Origin of the sequence: Alteraurantiacibacter lauratis (assembly GCF_037154155.1) — a bacterium.
Classification (GTDB): Bacteria; Pseudomonadota; Alphaproteobacteria; order Sphingomonadales; family Sphingomonadaceae; genus Alteraurantiacibacter; species Alteraurantiacibacter lauratis.
Window position 1 is genome coordinate 321,331 of record NZ_JBANRN010000001.1, and the last position, 16,936, is coordinate 338,266.

Consider the following 16,936-nt stretch of genomic DNA (forward strand, 5'->3'; position numbering starts at 1 on the left):
ACGCACGGCCTGACTGATAACACGCTGCGGGAGCGCGAGGGATTCCCTTCGTGCTCCCGTTGTGGCATTCTGATGCAATGACATTTGCAATCCCCATGCCCTTGCGGATCCGGCTGCTTGCCGCCGCTGCGTTCGCTCTATTGCCGCTTGGCTCGGCTGCGCAGGCCCAGCAGCCCAACTTCTCGGCCTATCTGGAAACGGTGGCGGCAAAGGCGCGGGCGGAAGGAATTAGCCAGAGCACGATTGACCTTGTGCTGGGCAATTTGACGGTCAGCAACCGGGTGATCGAACTGGACCGCGCGAATGTCTCACCCGGCGCGGTCACCAGCACCGGATTTGCCTCGATGGCAAATTACCTGAACCGCCATAACACCCAGGCGCGCATCAATGGCGGGCTGGCGGCCATGCGCCGCGTGGGCCCTCTGGCGCGGGAGGTGGAGCGGCAATATGGTGTGCCCGCCAGCATTATTCTGGCAATCTGGGGGCATGAGACCTCCTATGGGGCGGTGAAGGGCGGTTTCGATTTGCCGCAAGCACTCGCCACGCTGGCGTGGGAGGGACGACGGCGCGATCTGTTCGAGCCTGAATTGCTCGCCACCTTGCGCATGGTCGAACAGGGCGTGCCGCGCACCGATCTGGTTGGCAGCCATGCGGGTGCCTTCGGCAATCCGCAGTTTCTCCCCTCGGTCTATCTGCGGCTTGCGGTGGACGGCGATGGGGATGGCAAGCGCGATATCTGGAATTCGGAAACCGACACGCTGCATTCCATCGCCAATTATTTCCGCGATGCCGGATGGCGCACCGGGCAACCGTGGGGCGTGCGCGCCTTTGTCCCCAATTCGGTGGACCGTTCAGCCATCGCAAACCATGTTGTTTCACCAGTCTGCCCGCGCGTGCATGAACGCCACAGCCGATGGATGACGGTGCGCGAATGGCGGCAATTGGGCGTGGAGCCACGCGGAGCAATTGGCGAAGATGTGCTGGCGACGCTGTTCGAACCCGATGGGCCGGCGGCTCCCGGCTATCTCTTAACCCAGAATTATAGGGTTATCCTCGAATATAACTGCTCGAACTACTATGCGATGAGCGTGGGGTTGCTTGCAGATGAGATTTCAAGGTGACAGCAAGGCGGGCCGGATTGCGCGCGTCTGTGTAATTCTGGCCAGCACCACGGCGCTGGCCGCGTGCGGCGCGTTGGGCGGCGGCGGGCCGGCCACGGGCCTGTTGGCCGCAAACAGCCTGCCGGGCAATGGCCCGCAGGCCGATTACCCGGTGACGATTGGTGAACCTTACCAGATCGGCAACGTGACCTATCGCCCTGCCGATGTGCTCAATTATGACGAGGTCGGCTATGTCACCGCCGGCAGCGGCAGGGGCTATACCGGGGCGCATCATACACTGCCCTTTCCTTCCTATGTCGAAGTGACATCTCTGGAAACAGGCCGGACCATTTTGATCCGCCTGGAAGCGCGCGGCCCAATGGAAACGCATCATCTGCTCAGCCTGTCGCCAGCGGCGATGGAGCAATTGGGCGCAAGCGAGAACACACCTGTGCGTGTGCGCCGGGTCAACGCCCCCGAACTGCACCGCGCGCTGCTGCGTGACGGTCAGGCGGCCCCGATGCGGATGGATACGCCGATGGGGCTGGTGGAAGTTCTGCGCCGCCGGCTTCCTGCTGAAGGATCGGCCAGCCTGGCGCTGACAACGGTTGTCGCCCCGGAAACCGCTCCCACGGTTGAGAGCAGCAACGATTTTGCCGCTGCATTTACATCACCTGTCGCGGATGAGATGCGCCCGCTTCCTCCTCTGGCCCCGCTGGCCACGGAAACTCCTGCACCTTCGCCGGCTGCTCCGGCACCCGCGTCGCGCCCCGCTCTTGCATCGGGCTTCGCCGTGCAGGCCGCGACTTTCTCCACACGGGAACGCGCCATGCGGGCGGCAGAGGCGCTGGGCGGGCAGGTGGTGCCCTTCGGTAATCTGTTCCGCGTGCGAACCGGCCCCTTTGCGACGCGGAGCGAAGCCGAGGCCTCGCTCGCCAATGTGCGCCGCGCGGGTTATAGCGATGCCCGAATCCTGACCGACGGACAGGGCTGATCTGGCAGACAGGCGGCCCGCTCTCCGGCGGTTGATGCGGGGAGCAGACGTTGCAGATTGTTCGGGTTCTGGCTGGCAAGGTGGGGGCAATCCTGCTGCTTGTCTGCGCCCACCCGCTGCTGGCCAATCCCGCCCCGGTGCCGCCCGAAATCCCCGTGGCGTTGCTTGTGGATGTCAACACCGGTCAGCGCCTTTTTGCGCGCGAGGAAAACCGCCGCCTGATGCCCGCCTCGGTGGTGAAGGTGATGACCGCCTACACCGCCTTTCGCCTGGTGACCGAAGGGCGAATTTCGACCTCTACCCGTGTGCCCATCACGCCCGAACTGGAAAAGGAATGGTCGGGCGTTGGCTCGACCATGTTCCTGAAGGCGGGGGAAGCGCCCACTTTTGGCGAGCTGATCCTGGGCGCAACCACAGTATCCGGCAATGATGCCAGCGTGGCGATTGCGCAGGCGGCGGCAGGATCCTTGGACGAATGGCTGGCACTGATGAACGAGAATGCCGCCGCGCTGGGGATGCGCAACACGCATTTCGGATCGGCCAATGGCTATCCCGATGAAGGGCGCACCTTCACCACCGCGCATGATCTGGCCTTGCTGGGCAGCGCGATCGTCACGCGCTATCCCGATCTCTACCGCCGCTATTTCGGACATCGCACGCTGCGCTGGCGCAACATTGAACAGCGCAACCACGATCCGGTAACGGGGCGCGTCGCGGGGGCGGACGGGATGAAAACCGGCTTCACCAGCGAGGCAGGATATACCTTTCTCGGCTCGGCCGAGCGTGGCGGGCGGCGCCTCGTCATGGTGATCGCGGGCGCGCCGACATCGCAATTGCGGGACGAGACGGCGCGCGGCCTGCTCGAATGGGGTTTTTCCGGTTTTGCCACGCGTCTGGTGGCTCCTGCGCGCACGCCTTTGGGCGAGGCGCGGGTGCAGGATGGATCGGCACGCAAGGTAGCGCTGGTGGCTGCCCGCGATGTGCGCCTTGCCATCCCGCACGATGCCGCGGCCGAGCCGGTTTACACGATTACCTATCGCGGGCCGCTGGCTGCCCCGATCCGTGCGGGGCAGGAAGTGGCACGGCTCCATGTCCGCCTTGGGGATGACGAAGTGCTCGACTTGCCACTACTCGCCGCCGAGGATGTGACGCAGGCCGGCTTTTTCCGCCGCATAATCAACGGCATTGTCGGGGTGTTTGGATGACTGATGGCACCGAAGCACCCGGCCGCTTCATCACCTTTGAAGGCGGCGAAGGCGTGGGCAAATCGACTCAAGTGCGCCTTCTGGCGGATTGGCTGGAAGGGCAGGGCAAGGACGTGCTCGTCACCCGCGAACCGGGTGGCACGCCGGGGGCAGAGGCCATTCGCGCGCTGCTCCTCGACCCGACGGGAACTGACTGGACGCTGCCGGCTGAAGCCTTGCTGTTCGCCGCGGCCCGCGCCGATCATGTCGCGCGGGTGATCCGGCCTGCCTTGGCGCGCGGCGCGTGGGTGATTTGCGACCGCTTTATCGATTCGACGCGTGCCTATCAGGGCGGAGAAGGCGCCTTGCCCGACGAGGTGATCCTGCAGCTGCATAAGGTGGGAAGTGGCGGCCTGCTGCCCGATCTGACCGTGCTGCTGGAAGTGTCGCCGCAAATCGCCGCCCGGCGCTTGCTTCAGCGTGACGGGCTGGCAAGCGACCGGATCGGCGGACGCGACGCGCGTTTCCATGCCCGCGTGGCGCACCGCTTTGCCGAAATGGCCGCCGCTGAACCGCATCGCTTCGCCCGTATCGACGGCGGAGCAGTGGCCGAAGCCGTTCACGCAGCAGTGCGCGCCTGCGTGGCACAGCGTCTAGGGTCCAAGGCATGAGCCTTTACGGTCACGAGGATGCCTGGCGCGAATGGAACGCAGCGCTAGCCGGGCCGCGGATGCATCACGGCTGGATCCTTGCGGGCGCGCGCGGCCTTGGCAAGGCGAGCTTTGCGATGCAGGCAGCTAGCGAACTGGTGGCGGAACCCGGCATTCCACAGCCCCCCGGATCGCATCCCGATATTCTCGTCCTCAGCCATCTGCCCGCGACCAAAGAGGACGAAAAGAAGCGTGACGAGGGCAAACCCTTCCAGCTCAAGCGCAATATCGCGGTAGAGCAGATACGCGCGGTGCAGCAACGGCTCTACACCCGGCCCACGCTGGGCAGCCGACGGGCTATCATCATCGATCCGGCAGATGACCTGGAAAAGGGCGCGGCCAATGCGCTGCTCAAAAGCCTGGAGGAGCCGCCGCAGGGCACCTATTTCCTGCTGGTGGCGCATCGTCCCGGCCGGTTGCTCCCCACCATCCGCAGCCGCTGCCGCATCCTGCGCTTTGCGCGGCTGAGTGATGCGCAAATGGATGCGGCGCTGCGCGAACAGGCGCCGGAAGCGAGCGCTTCGGCACGAAGCGCCGCGATCCGCGCGTCCGCCGGATCACCGGGGGCGGCGCTGGAGTTTCTCGCGCTTGATCTTGCGCCGGTTTACGAACTGCTCGACCAGATTGCGCAGGCCGGCGATCCCGGCTTCGTCCTGCGCGGCAAACTGGCCGATGCGATCGGCGCACGGCCCGACCGCGCGCGGCAGGCAGCCATGCTCGAACTGGCGCGTGCCATCACGGCAAACCGGATGCGCGACACACCGGTTCGCGCCATTCCCTTGCTGTGCGACACCAATGCCGAACTGGCGAACCTTGCCGCGCAGTTTCCTGTTGCCAATTTCGATCCCGGTCTGCTGGTGCAGGAAACGGGCGGCTTGCTTGCCCGGCTTGCCGCCACTAGGGATGCAGCCCATGGCTGAGCCCTTCTATATCACCACCGCCATTCATTACCCCAACGGCAAGCCGCATATCGGCCATGCCTATGAAACGATTGCCGCCGATGTGCTGGCGCGGTTTCACCGGATGCAGGGGAGGGAGGTGCGCTTTCAGACCGGCACGGATGAGCACGGGCTGAAAATGGCGCAAAAGGCGCGCGATCTGGGCATTACACCGCGCGCGCTGGCGGATGAAATGTCTGCGCATTTCCGTAATTTGTTCGACGCACTTGATATTTCGTATGATCGGTTCATCCGCACGACGGAAGCCGGTCACCATGTGGCGAGCCAGGCCTTGTGGAAAGCGATGGAAGCCAATGGCGACCTCTATCTCGACCGCTATGAAGGCTGGTATTCGATCCGCGACGAGGCGTATTACGATGCCAGCGAACTGACCGACGGGGAAGGGGGCGAGAAACTCTCTCCGCAAGGCACGCCGGTGGAATGGACGGTGGAGGAAAGCTGGTTCTTCCGCCTGTCCGCCTATCAGGACAAATTGCTGGCGCTGTACCGCGACAATCCCGACTTCATCCAGCCTGATGCCCGCCGCAACGAAGTGATCCGCTTTGTCGAAGGGGGCCTGCGTGACCTGTCGGTGAGCCGCACCAGTTTCGACTGGGGCGTGAAGGTGCCGGAGCATGACGATCATGTGATGTATGTGTGGGTCGATGCGCTCACCAATTACCTTACCGGCCTTGGTTATCCGGCGATGGATGGCGACATGGCAAAGTTCTGGCCTGCCGATATCCATCTGATCGGCAAGGATATTGTCCGCTTCCACGCGGTATATTGGCCCGCCTTCCTGATGAGTGCGGGGATCGCCCTGCCCAAAAAGGTGTTTGGCCACGGTTTCCTGCTCAACCGGGGGCAGAAGGAATCAAAGTCGCTGGGCAATGTCACCGATCCGGCGGAGCTGGCGGAAAAGTTCGGCGTCGACAATCTGCGCTATTTCCTGCTGCGCGAATTTTCCTTTGGGCAAGATGGAAGCTATTCGCAGGAAGCCATTGTTTCCCGGTCAAATTCTGAACTGGCGAACAGCTTCGGCAATCTGGCGCAGCGCACGCTCAGCCAGATTTTCAAGAATTGCGACGGCCACTTGCCCGCCATTTCCGGCCATACGGCAGAGGATGAGGCGCTGTTCGCTCTGGTCGACAAGGTGGTGCGCCACGAAATGCCCGCAGCCTATGCCGACCTTGCCTTTGCGCAAGCGCTGGAGGCGTGGATGGGCGCGGTGTTTGCCTGCAACGCCTATATCGATGCGCAGGCGCCCTGGGCGCTTCGCAAGACAGACGAAGCGCGGATGCAGACCGTGCTCGCCACGCTCTACATCGCCATCGCGCAATTGGCGGTGGCGGTGCAACCGGTGATGCCGGGCAAGACCGCGCGCCTGCTGGACATGATGGGCATCGCGCACGATCTGCGAAACCCCGCCGCCATCGGTTCGCACTGGTATTCGCGGTTGGCGGAAGGTGATTTCCGCCTCGACAAGCCCGAAGGCCTGTTCCCCCGGCTTGAACTGGCAGAGGCGCAAGGCGAGGGCAGCTGATGCTGATCGACAGCCATTGCCATCTCAATTACCCCGGCCTTGCCGAAAGGCAGGGCGAAGTGCTGGGCAATGCGCGTGCCGCCGGGATCACGGCCTTCCTCAACATTTCGACCCGGCAAAGCGAATGGGCCGAGGTGATCGCCACCGCGGAGCGGGAAACCGATGTCTTCGCCTCGGTCGGGATTCATCCGCACGAAGCCGATGCCCATGCCGAAATGGGGAAGGGCGCATTGCTCGAAGCAGCACAGCATCCGCTTGTGATCGCCATCGGGGAAAGCGGGCTCGACTATTATTACGACAAGTCTGACCGTTCGGTGCAACAGGCGCTGTTCAGGATGCATATCGCGGTGGCGCGTGAAACGGGTTTGCCGCTCATTATCCACACGCGCGATGCGGATGACGACACGGCAGAAATCCTGGCAGACGAAATGGCAAAGGGCGCGTTTCCAGCGCTGATCCATTGTTTCACCGCCTCGCCCGAATTCGGGCGGCGCGTGCTGGAACTGGGGCTGACCATCTCGATATCGGGGATAGTCACGTTCAAGAACGCCCGGCAATTGCAGGAATTCGCCAAGGAAATCCCGGCAGACCGCCTGCTGGTCGAAACGGATAGCCCTTTCCTTGCGCCTGTGCCGCATCGCGGGAAAACCTGCGAGCCGGCATTTGTGGCGGATACGGCTCGCTTCGTCGCGGAATTGCGCGGCGAGAGCGTGGAGGCGCTGGCGGCCGCCACCACCGCCAATTTCAGGCGGTTGTTCATAAAGGCGGCGCTGTGAAGCTGTTGGTTCTCGGCTCAGGCACATCCACCGGCGTGCCGCGGATTGGCAATGACTGGGGCGATTGCGACCCGAACGAGCCGAAGAACCGGCGCACCCGCGTGTCAATCCTGGTCGAAAGCGATGCCGGGCAAAGGCTGCTGGTCGATACCTCCACCGATTTGCGGCACCAATTGCTCGCCAACAATATCGACAAGGTGGACGGCGTGTTCTGGACGCATGACCATGCCGATCATTGCCACGGCATCGATGATCTGCGCCCGATGCGTTACGGGCGCGGCGGACCGATACCCGGCTTTGCCTCGGCCAGTACGGTGCGGCGGCTGAAACAGCGGTTCGACTATGTCTTTGCCGGGCAGCACGGCTATCATACGATTGTGGAACTCAGCACGCTCGACAATCTTCGCATGGCGGCAGGTTTCGGGGTCAAATGGGTGGAAATGCCGCATGGGCCGACCACCAGCACGGCCTTTCGTTTCGATGCAGACGAGAAATCAATAGTTTATGCGACAGACTTCAGCGAGATTACCGATGATATGGTGGCGCTGTTTCGCGACGTCGATATTCTGGTGACCGATTGCCTGCGCCGGGAAGCGCATCCAACCCATGCCAATCTGGCGATGGCGCTGGAACTTGCCCGCCGGGTTCGCGCCCGGAAAACCGTGCTGACGCATCTGGACAAGAGCATGGATTATGCGACGCTGAGTGCCGAAGTGCCAGCCGATGTGCTCGTCGGCTATGACGGACTGGAACTGATCGCATGAATACGGGCGCATGGTTGCAGATCATATGGGCTGCTGGCGCATTGATCTTGTTGCTGGGCGCATACCGGTCGCACAATGTCGGCGCGAAGAAGACGCTGGTGCTGGCCTTGGCCTGGGCTGGCATCTTTCTGCTTGTGGCGTTGGTAGCCAGCGTGATCGTTGCCGGGGACGCTCCATCCACATCCTATGACACTTCCGCTTTAACATAATATATATTATCAATTCGAAGTTCGCCCAGATGTCGCACCAACTCACCCGCCTCCTCTCGATCATGGCGCGCCTGCGTGATCCGTCGCAAGGTTGCGAATGGGATCTGGCACAGGATTTTGCGAGCATCGCGCCCTATACGATCGAGGAAGCATACGAAGTGGCCGATGCCATTGCGCGCAACGATATGGACGATCTGCGCGGCGAATTGGGCGATCTCCTGCTTCAGGTCGTGTTTCATGCCCGCATGGCGGAAGAAGCCGGCCATTTTGCCTTCGAGGATGTTGCCCGCGCCATCAGCGACAAGATGGAGGCGCGCCACCCGCATATCTTTGGGCAGGCAGGCGGCACCATGACGCCCGCGCGCTGGGAGGATATCAAGGCTTCCGAACGCCGGCAAAGCGGATCGCAAAGCGCGATGGACGGTGTTGCGCTGGCGCTGCCGGCCTTGCTCCGGGCGGAAAAGCTGCAAAAACGCGCTGCCCGCGATGGGTTCGACTGGCCCGATGTCGCTGGCCCTGCCTCCAAGCTGCGCGAGGAAATGGCCGAACTGGCCGAAGCCGCGCCTGCCAAGCGCGAAGAGGAAGCCGGCGATCTGCTGTTCGCGGCGGTCAACCTGGTGCGCGCCTACGGCATTTCGCCGGAAGATGCCCTGCGCGCGGCCAATGCCAAGTTTGAACGCCGTTACCGGGCGATGGAAAAGCAGGCGGGCGGTTCGATCGCAGGGCTTGCTCTCGAAGCGCAGGAGGAATTGTGGCAGGCGGTCAAAGCAGCTGAGGACTAGGGGCGCCGCGCCTTGTGCTGCTGCGCCCATTCTGCCGCCCCTTTGCGCGACTGCTGACGGATCTGCGGCACATCGATCGCGGCAGCCGGATCAATCGCCACGCCAAGATAGCGACCGACTTCTTCCACCGCCCCCGCCGGATCGGCCAGGGCATCCTCGAAACACAGGTGAAGCGGGGCAATGCGCAAATCGCGGCACATGGCCCGCCACGCATCTTCCTGCTGTACGATCATTTGGCCGGCCCGCTCGACCGCTTGCGGCGAATAGTCTGCCTCCGGTCGCCCAGCGCCTTCCTGTTCCGCACGCCAGATACCGGTCAGCAAAGCGCGCGCGTAGGAGATGGCGTGGGCATCCCGATCCCGCCGGTAAAGCTGCACAACCTTGCGCGGCGAATGCGGCCCCAGCAAAAAGCGGACCACATTGTCCACCAGCGGAGCATTGAATTGCTGGATATGGTGCAATTGCCCCGGAAAGGTTTTCAGGCCGAAAACACCATTGGGTGAGGTGCGCCGCGCCAAAGCACGTTGCCACAGCGCGTTTTGCAGATCGGGCCGTTCCGCAGCAAATCCATAAGGCCCGGACGGTTCGAAATTGCAATATTCCAGCGGCGCACCCAGGCACCCGGTTCCCCACAGGACATGGCTGAACCAGGTGCTGCCCGAACGCGGAACCGATGCAAGCATATACGGCATCTGCGGTGCCGTGTGCCGTTCCGGGAAGTCGAACGCCTCCTCATAACCGGTGACGATACCCTCGATCACGGGGCGTCAGCTTTCCATTGCGGCAAAGCGCCCGAAATCCTTCTCGCTCAGCCGCACCGCGATATGGCGCATCGGGCCGGTCGCCCCTTCCCCGATGTCGCGGTCCTCCACAATGTCTCCATGGGCATAAAGCCAGGCAATGCGTGCGCCGTCACTGGCGGGAATATCCAGATTGTGCAGCCGCGCGCCCTTGGTCAAGATTTCACCAAGTCGACCAAGCAGCGCATCCATCCCTTCGCCCGTGACGGCTGATATGGCCACGATATCGGGATCGGCATCGGCCAGAGGGCGCAGTTCGGCGCGCCTTTCGTCATCCAGCAAATCCCACTTGTTCCACACTTCGATAATGGGAATTGCGCTTTCGCCGCCTTTTTCCGGGATCACGCCCAGATCGGCAAGGATCGAGAGAACCTCGGCCTTCTGGATTGCGCTGTCCGGGTTGGCGATGTCGCGGATGTGCAGGATGATGTCGGCGGCGGTCACTTCTTCCAGCGTGGCGCGAAAGGCGGCGACGAGCTGCGTGGGCAAATCGGAAATGAAGCCCACCGTGTCCGAGAGGATCGCCTTTTCCACCCCCGGCAGGCTGATGGCGCGCATAGTGGGGTCGAGCGTGGCGAAGAGCAAATCCTCGGCCATCACGTCCGCACCGGTGATGCGGTTGAACAGGGTTGATTTGCCCGCATTGGTGTAACCGACCAGCGCAATCACCGGCCAGGGCGCCCTTCCCCGCCGCTTGCGGTGCAGTTCGCGCGTCTTGCGCACCTGTTCCAGCTCGCGCCGCAGCTTCGCCATGCGCCCGCGGATCAGGCGGCGGTCCGCCTCGATCTGCGTTTCGCCCGGACCGCCCAGAAAACCGAAGCCGCCGCGCTGGCGTTCGAGGTGAGTCCAGCTGCGGACAAGGCGGCTCTGCTGGTAATCCAGATGCGCCAGCTCCACCTGCAAGCGGCCTTCCGCCGTCTGCGCCCGTTCCCCGAAGATTTCGAGGATCAGGCCGGTGCGGTCGATCACCTTGCGCTTGAACTTTTCCTCCAGATTGCGCTGCTGGATGGGTGAAAGCGCGCCGTCCACGATGACCAGATCGGCCTGGTGCAACTCGCAATCGGTGCGGATGCGTTCAACCTGCCCATCACCGAACAGCGTGCCCGGCCGCCGTTCGCGCACGGGAACAATATAGCTTTCCGCCACGACCAGACCGATGGCGAGCGCCAGCCCCCTCGCCTCCTCAAGCCGGGCTTCGGGATCATGCGCCGAGCGCTGGCTGCGAATATCAGGACACACGACGAGGGCACGCGCGCCGCGCGTCACCTCGCCGTCAATATCGTCATTTCCGAAGATCAGTTGTCGTCACCTTCATCATCATCAAAGTCAGCCGACAGATCGACATGCGTGGCCGGCTGAATCGTGGAAGCTGCGTGCTTGTACGCCAATTGCACGAAGCCGTCGCGCTCCAACAGCATGCAGAACTGGTCGAACGAGGCGATGCGTCCTTGCAGCATCACGCCGTTGACCAGGAACATCGTCACCTGCACCTCCACCTCTGCCACGCGGCTGAGGAAGATATCCTGCAAAAGCCGTTGCTTGCGGCCCGATTCGGCGGGGGTGCCAAACTGACGCACATCGACCGGCTGCCCCGGCATGATAGTTGAAATCGCGTGCTTATACACCAGCTGCGATTGCCCGTCGCGCCGAAGCAGGATCGAGAAATTGTCGAACCAGGTGACAATTCCCTGCAGCTTGACGCCCTTCACCAAGAACATGGTGACCGGCACCTTTTCCTTGCGCAGGAAATTGAGGAACTGGTCCTGCAGACTGCCTGTGCGGCTGCCGGTTGCGGGAGGCGGCGATGGCGGCGGCGCTTCGGATGCAGGCCGGGCGCGGGCGGAAAGCGTGGTTCTGGTCACAATCTGACTCCTGTTATTGGCTGGCGCCATAGGCGGCAGCGTTCTGGTCGCCCGATGTGACACACATCTGACAACCGGCATTCACGGCTGGCCTTGATTTCAAACAGATACCGGAAGGCGGCCTGCCCTTTGCTTCCGATCCGACCCTGGCAGCGCGGCTATTCCTCGCTCTCAGCGTCATCCTTGCGATCGCCCATGCCCAGAATCTTGAGTTTCCGGTGCAAGGCGGACCGTTCCATACCGATGAAACTGGCGGTCTTGGAGATATTGCCGGAAAAGCGGCGGATTTGAATACGCAGATATTCCCTTTCGAAATTTTCCCGCGCCTCGCGCAGCGGAACGCCCATCAGCGCCGAGATATTGCTACCGCCCTCTGCCGGCCCACCGACAATTTCGGGGGGGAGCATTTCGGCATCGATGCGATCGAACTTCTCCCGCGGGGCAAGGATCACCGTGCGTTCCACCACATTGCGCAATTGGCGGACATTGCCCGGCCAGTCATAGGCCTGAAGCGCGGCAATCGCTTCGGGTGCAATGCGCGGCGGCAGAAGGCCCTGCTCGCGCGCATAGCGGGTGAAGAAATGGTCTGCCAGCGCGGGGATGTCGTCGCGGCGTTCCGCCAGCGAAGGGATGGCGATAGGCACCACATTGAGCCGGTAGAACAGATCCTCGCGAAAGCGTTTTTCGGCAATTTCCGTTTCCAGATCGCGCGCGGTGGAGGAGACGACGCGCACATCCACGCCCACCTGCCGCGTTCCGCCCACACGCACGAAACTCTGGTCGGTCAACACGCGCAGGATGCGCGCCTGCGTGCTGATCGGCATATCGGCGACTTCATCGAGATAGAGCGTCCCGCCATCGGCCATTTCGAGCAGGCCGGGCCGCACCAGCATCCCGTCGGCTTCTTCGCCAAACAGTTCCTGTTCGAACCGTTCGGGCGTGATGCGTGCCGAATTGACCGTGACAAAGGCATTGCTCGCGCGTGGGCTCCACGCATGGAGCAGACGCGCGGCCACTTCCTTGCCGGATCCACCAGGGCCGGTGATGAGCACGCGGCTGCCCGTGTTGGCCACCCGTTTCAACGTTGCGCGCACCTGGTTGATGGCGTTGGAATTGCCGGTGAATTCATCCGATGCGGCAAAGCCCTGGCGCAGGCGCGCATTCTCGCGCCGCAACCGTTCGGTCTCGGTCGCGCGCTCGACCAGATGCAGCAGGCGCTCAGCCTCGAACGGCTTTTCGATGAAATCCATCGCCCCGCGGCTGACGGCAGACACGGCGGTATCGATATTGCCGTGGCCGGAGAAGATAATGACCGGCAGCTCCGGCTCGCGCGCCTTGATCGCGTCGAGCACTTCCAGCCCGTCCATCGGGCTGCCGTGCAACCACACATCCAGCAGCACCACGCTGGGCCGCTTCTGATCCACCAGCGCAAGCGCGGTGGTGCTGTCACCGGCGGTGCGGCAGGAATAGCCTTCGTCGCTGAGGACGCCGGCCACCAGATCCCGGATATCCGGTTCGTCGTCGACAACGAGGATATCGAGTGCCATTACAGTTACTCCATTGGTTTCATTCGGCGGCCTTGTCCTGTTCGGAAAGGCCGGGATTGAGGGCAAAGCGCAAGGTGGCGACCGCGCCGCCGCTTTCGGCGGGCTGGAAGGCAAGGTCTCCGCCGTGTTCCTCCACGATCTTCTTCACGATGGCGAGGCCAAGGCCAGTGCCCTTTTCGCGCGTGGTGACATAGGGTTCCATGATGTTGTCATGGCTGCCGGGCAGGCCCACCCCGTTGTCCGTGACCTTGACCTGCACAAACTGACTGTCCGCACTGACCCGCACCTGCACGCGCCCGCGGTAATCGGCAGGCGCGTCGCGGGTGCGCGCCTCAATCGCCTCGGCTGCGTTTTTCAGCACATTGGTCATCGCCTGCCCGAACTGGTGCCGGTCGCACTGCACGGGCGGAATGTCGGGCTCCGCAGCGAAGGCATAGGTGATCTGCGGGTTCGCCACTTCTTGCAGAAACAGAGCCTGCCGCACGAGATCCACCGCATCCTCGGTCCGGAATACGGGCTTGGGCAGGCGCGCGAAGGAGGAGAATTCGTCCACCATCTTCCGCAAATCACCTACCTGCCGGATGATCGTTCCGGTCAATTCTTCGAACAGTTCGACATCGGTTTCGATCTGCTTGCCGTAACGGCGCTTCAGCCTCTCGGTGGCAAGCTGGATTGGCGTCAGCGGGTTCTTGATCTCGTGCGCGATGCGGCGCGCCACGTCCGACCAAGCCGCCTGTCGCTGGTCGAGTAGCTGCCGGGTGATGTCCTCAAATGTAATCACCGCGCCTTCGGCCGACGGGGAAACCCGGACCGCGAGTGTCAGCAGTTCGCCCCCTTCGCGGCTGAATTGCACGATCCCGCTGTCCGTACCTTTCGCCAGAAACGACGAAAGCTCCGGCGCGATCGTGGCGATGCGGCTATCCTGCGGCAAGGTCTTCCCTTCCCCCAGCAGCAAGGCCTGTGCCGAATTGTTCATGAGCAGAACGCGCCCGGTCCGGTCGATCGAAATAATCCCGGCGGTGATCGATTCCAGCACCGCCTCGATAAACGCGCGGCGTTCCCCCAATTGCCTGTTGGCACCTATCAGCGCGGCAGTCTGGCTCTCGATCTGCGCGCTCATCCGGTTGAAGGCCCGGTTGAGCAGGCCGATTTCATCCGGACCGGTGCGCCCCGCCACGCGCATGGCGTAATTGCCGCTGCCGATCTCGCGCGCGGCATTGACCAGTTCAGCCAACGGCTTCACCTGCCGGTCGGCAAAGCGCAACGCGGCAAAGACGGACAGACCCACCAGAAACAGCGACACGCCGAACAGCGCGAGGTTGAAGCGCAATTGCAGAACGCGCGCGCGTTGCGTCATCTCCTCGTAAGAGGCGACGACGCCTTGTGCCTGCTGCCATTGGCTGAGCGCCTCGGCATCCGAATTGCGCGCGGTGTAGAGATAAAGGCCGGCCGCCTCGTCCAGAATCATCGCCGCTTCGGTGCGCTGTGCAGTGGCTGTCACCACCACCTGTTCGCCGGCTTCCAACCGCGCCAGCGTCTGCTGGGAAATCCGCTCGCGTTCGGTATCCTCATCCGGATCGACCGCAGCGACCACCCGCAGCGCCCCATCCGGCGCCCGGCGCAGGATCGCGCTTTCGCCCATTTCGCGGGTGTAGACCTGCAGGAAATACTGCTCCTCGAACACCGGGCTCGACATGGGCACCTGTTGCAGGACGAAGCGCAGGTCCGCCGCCATCGCCAGCGTATTGTTGCCAACCTGCCGCTGGTTCTCGTCGTAAAAGCTGCGCGAGACCGATATTGCGTTTTCCAGAATCGAGCGCTGTCTGTCCGAAAACCAGAACTCCACGCCCGATTGAAAAAGCAGCGAGGCAAACACCGCGACGAACAGCGTCGGAATGGCCGCGATCACCGAGAAAAAGAACACCAAATTGACATGCAGCCGCGCGGTAGTTCCGCCCGCGCGGCGGATCGCCATGCGCCGGCCCCACAGCACGATAAGACCCAGCGCGGGGATCAACGTGCCCACCAGCATGGCCGCCGCCTGGCCTGCGGGCACCAGTTCGCGCGGATCGGACATCCGCGACAACGAGACATAGCTGGTCATCAGCATGGTGACGAGTGACACGCCGCAGATCACTTCCAGCCACGGATACAGGTTGACGCGGCGCGCGCGCAGCCGCCGCCACCAGCGCCACCAGCGGCCTGGCCGACGCGGTCCGGACATCTCGGCAAGAGGGGGATTTGCGCGCACTGTCACGTTGCAAGCTTACAACGCTGCTGTTGCCATTTTGCAAGCCAATAATCGTTGATCGTGAAACTTCTATTCGCCAAAGCGCTCCGGATCGATTTCCAGCTCGCCCAGGCGCTTGCGCAAGGTGTTGCGGTTGATCCCCAGCAATTGCGCCGCGCGAAGCTGGTTGCCCGCCGTACGCGCCAACGCGAATTCAAAGACGGGTCGCTCCAGCACGGCGAGCGCCTGATGATAGAGATCGCCATCTGGCAGGCCCGCCATGCCAAGCCAGGCGGCAATCATTGCCTCGATATTGCCGTCCACCGGCATGGCATTTTCCACCGCGGCACTGCTCAGCAGCGCTTCCACCGTGGCAGCGTCAATCTCCTCCTCACGCGAGAGGAGCGCGGCGCGAAACATGAAATTGCGCAATTCGCGCACATTGCCGCGCCATGGTTGGCGGGCCAGCAAATCCGCAGCAGCAGGAGAAAGGCGACGCAGCGGCAATCCCTCGCGCGCGGCCCGGCGCAGGAAATGGCGGGCCAAGGGCTCGATATCGCCCATTCGCTCACGCAAGGGGGGAAGCTGGATCGGAACCACGTTGAGGCGATAAAACAGGTCTTCACGGAAAGTGCCTGCCGCAATCATCGGTTCCAGATCGCGGTTGGTGGCGGCAATGATGCGCACATCGATGGCGATTTCCTGGTCGCCGCCCACACGCCTTATCCGGCCCGATTGCAGCGCGCGGAGCAGCCGGGTCTGCGCTTCGGCCGGCATATCGCCAATCTCGTCGAGGAACAGCGTCCCGCCATTGGCCTGTTCAAACTTGCCGATATTGCGCGCGGTGGCGCCGGTAAATGCGCCCTTTTCATGGCCGAACAACTCGCTTTCGATCAGTTCGCGCGGGATGGCGGCAGTGTTGACCGCCACAAACGGACCACTCTTGCGCGCGCCCAGCTGATGGATCGCTTCGGCCACCAATTCCTTGCCCGTGCCCGATTCCCCCAGGATCAGCACCGTCAGATCGTTGCGCAGCACGCGCGTGATCATGCGGTAGACATCCTGCATGGGCTGGCTTCGCCCGATCAGCGGCAAGCCCTCGCCGGGGTCGTCCTCTTCCTGCCCGCTGGAGGAACGGGAATCGGCCGCCTGACACGCGGCCCGCACCAATTCGTCAAGATCAAAGGGCTTGGGAAAATATTCGAACGCGCCCGTATCGCTGGCGCGCACGGCGGTATCGAGCGTGTTCTGCGCCGACAGGATGATGATCGGCATGGCGGGGTGGGCTTCGCGCACTTCGCCCAGCGTTTCGATCCCGTCGCCGTCGAGCAGCATCACATCGGTGAGCATCACGTCATATTCGTTCGCGGCAAGCAGCCGGTCGCGTTCGGAAATGCGGTCGCACCGGTCGACGTGAAAGGCCTCGTCCTCCAGCGCCGCCGTGATCACCATCGCGATGGCGGCATCGTCTTCAACCAGCAAAGCACGGCGGGCCAT

Annotated in this window: 16 protein-coding genes; 10 read left to right on the forward strand and 6 right to left on the reverse strand. The window is 63.0% G+C overall.

From position 1 onward, the window contains the following. The first annotated feature begins 77 nt into the window (after nt 1-77). The 10 genes from WFP39_RS01505 to mazG are packed head-to-tail and all read left to right on the forward strand — an operon-like array spanning nt 78 to nt 9,000. On the forward strand, nt 78-1,121 hold the full coding sequence (locus WFP39_RS01505; protein WP_336917356.1) for a lytic murein transglycosylase: 1,044 nt from the start codon (nt 78-80) through the stop codon (nt 1,119-1,121). Beyond that, the gene (locus WFP39_RS01510) at nt 1,105-2,094 is read left to right on the forward strand and encodes an SPOR domain-containing protein (protein ID WP_336917358.1); all 990 of its coding nucleotides are present in this window, start codon (nt 1,105-1,107) and stop codon (nt 2,092-2,094) included. The genes WFP39_RS01505 and WFP39_RS01510 overlap by 17 nt, the downstream gene beginning before the upstream one ends. A gap of 50 nt (nt 2,095-2,144) precedes the next feature. After that, nucleotides 2,145-3,299 (forward strand): D-alanyl-D-alanine carboxypeptidase family protein, encoded by a 1,155-nt coding sequence (locus WFP39_RS01515; protein ID WP_336917360.1) that lies wholly within the window; start codon nt 2,145-2,147, stop codon nt 3,297-3,299. Beyond that, nucleotides 3,296-3,949, forward strand: coding sequence for a dTMP kinase (gene tmk / locus WFP39_RS01520; protein WP_336917361.1), 654 nt, complete (start codon nt 3,296-3,298; stop codon nt 3,947-3,949). Before WFP39_RS01515 ends, tmk begins: the two co-directional genes overlap by 4 nt. Continuing rightward, nucleotides 3,946-4,908: a DNA polymerase III subunit delta' gene (locus WFP39_RS01525; RefSeq protein WP_336917363.1), complete on the forward strand. Its 963-nt coding sequence runs from the start codon at nt 3,946-3,948 to the stop codon at nt 4,906-4,908. Before tmk ends, WFP39_RS01525 begins: the two co-directional genes overlap by 4 nt. Then, nucleotides 4,901-6,469, forward strand: coding sequence for a methionine--tRNA ligase (gene metG / locus WFP39_RS01530; RefSeq protein WP_336917364.1), 1,569 nt, complete (start codon nt 4,901-4,903; stop codon nt 6,467-6,469). The genes WFP39_RS01525 and metG overlap by 8 nt, the downstream gene beginning before the upstream one ends. Continuing rightward, nucleotides 6,469-7,245 (forward strand): TatD family hydrolase, encoded by a 777-nt coding sequence (locus WFP39_RS01535; RefSeq protein ID WP_336917365.1) that lies wholly within the window; start codon nt 6,469-6,471, stop codon nt 7,243-7,245. Before metG ends, WFP39_RS01535 begins: the two co-directional genes overlap by 1 nt. After that, nucleotides 7,242-8,009, forward strand: a complete 768-nt coding sequence (locus WFP39_RS01540; RefSeq protein ID WP_336917366.1) for an MBL fold metallo-hydrolase — start codon at nt 7,242-7,244, stop codon at nt 8,007-8,009. Before WFP39_RS01535 ends, WFP39_RS01540 begins: the two co-directional genes overlap by 4 nt. Further along, nucleotides 8,006-8,218 carry a hypothetical protein gene (locus tag WFP39_RS01545; protein ID WP_336917367.1) on the forward strand — a complete coding sequence of 71 codons (213 nt, stop codon included), beginning with the start codon at nt 8,006-8,008 and terminating at the stop codon, nt 8,216-8,218. The genes WFP39_RS01540 and WFP39_RS01545 overlap by 4 nt, the downstream gene beginning before the upstream one ends. 29 nt (nt 8,219-8,247) lie before the next feature. Further along, nucleotides 8,248-9,000: a nucleoside triphosphate pyrophosphohydrolase gene (mazG, locus tag WFP39_RS01550; protein ID WP_336917368.1), complete on the forward strand. Its 753-nt coding sequence runs from the start codon at nt 8,248-8,250 to the stop codon at nt 8,998-9,000. Here mazG and WFP39_RS01555 read toward each other — a convergent pair. The 6 genes from WFP39_RS01555 to WFP39_RS01580 form a co-directional block, all read right to left on the reverse strand. Further along, nucleotides 8,997-9,761 carry a Stf0 family sulfotransferase gene (locus tag WFP39_RS01555; protein ID WP_336917369.1) on the reverse strand — a complete coding sequence of 255 codons (765 nt, stop codon included), beginning with the start codon at nt 9,759-9,761 and terminating at the stop codon, nt 8,997-8,999. The genes mazG and WFP39_RS01555 overlap by 4 nt on opposite strands. 6 nt (nt 9,762-9,767) lie before the next feature. Then, a complete protein-coding gene (gene hflX, locus WFP39_RS01560; RefSeq protein WP_377923194.1) occupies nt 9,768-11,066 on the reverse strand; it encodes a GTPase HflX in 1,299 nt (432 codons plus the stop codon). Between the two features lie 29 nt (nt 11,067-11,095). Then, a complete protein-coding gene (hfq, locus tag WFP39_RS01565) occupies nt 11,096-11,662 on the reverse strand; it encodes an RNA chaperone Hfq (protein WP_336917371.1) in 567 nt (188 codons plus the stop codon). Between the two features lie 158 nt (nt 11,663-11,820). After that, on the reverse strand, nt 11,821-13,209 hold the full coding sequence (gene ntrX / locus WFP39_RS01570) for a nitrogen assimilation response regulator NtrX (RefSeq protein WP_336917372.1): 1,389 nt from the start codon (nt 13,207-13,209) through the stop codon (nt 11,821-11,823). A gap of 19 nt (nt 13,210-13,228) precedes the next feature. After that, the gene (locus WFP39_RS01575) at nt 13,229-15,466 is read right to left on the reverse strand and encodes a sensor histidine kinase (RefSeq protein ID WP_377923193.1); all 2,238 of its coding nucleotides are present in this window, start codon (nt 15,464-15,466) and stop codon (nt 13,229-13,231) included. Between the two features lie 63 nt (nt 15,467-15,529). Beyond that, a complete protein-coding gene (locus WFP39_RS01580; RefSeq protein ID WP_336917373.1) occupies nt 15,530-16,936 on the reverse strand; it encodes a sigma-54-dependent transcriptional regulator in 1,407 nt (468 codons plus the stop codon).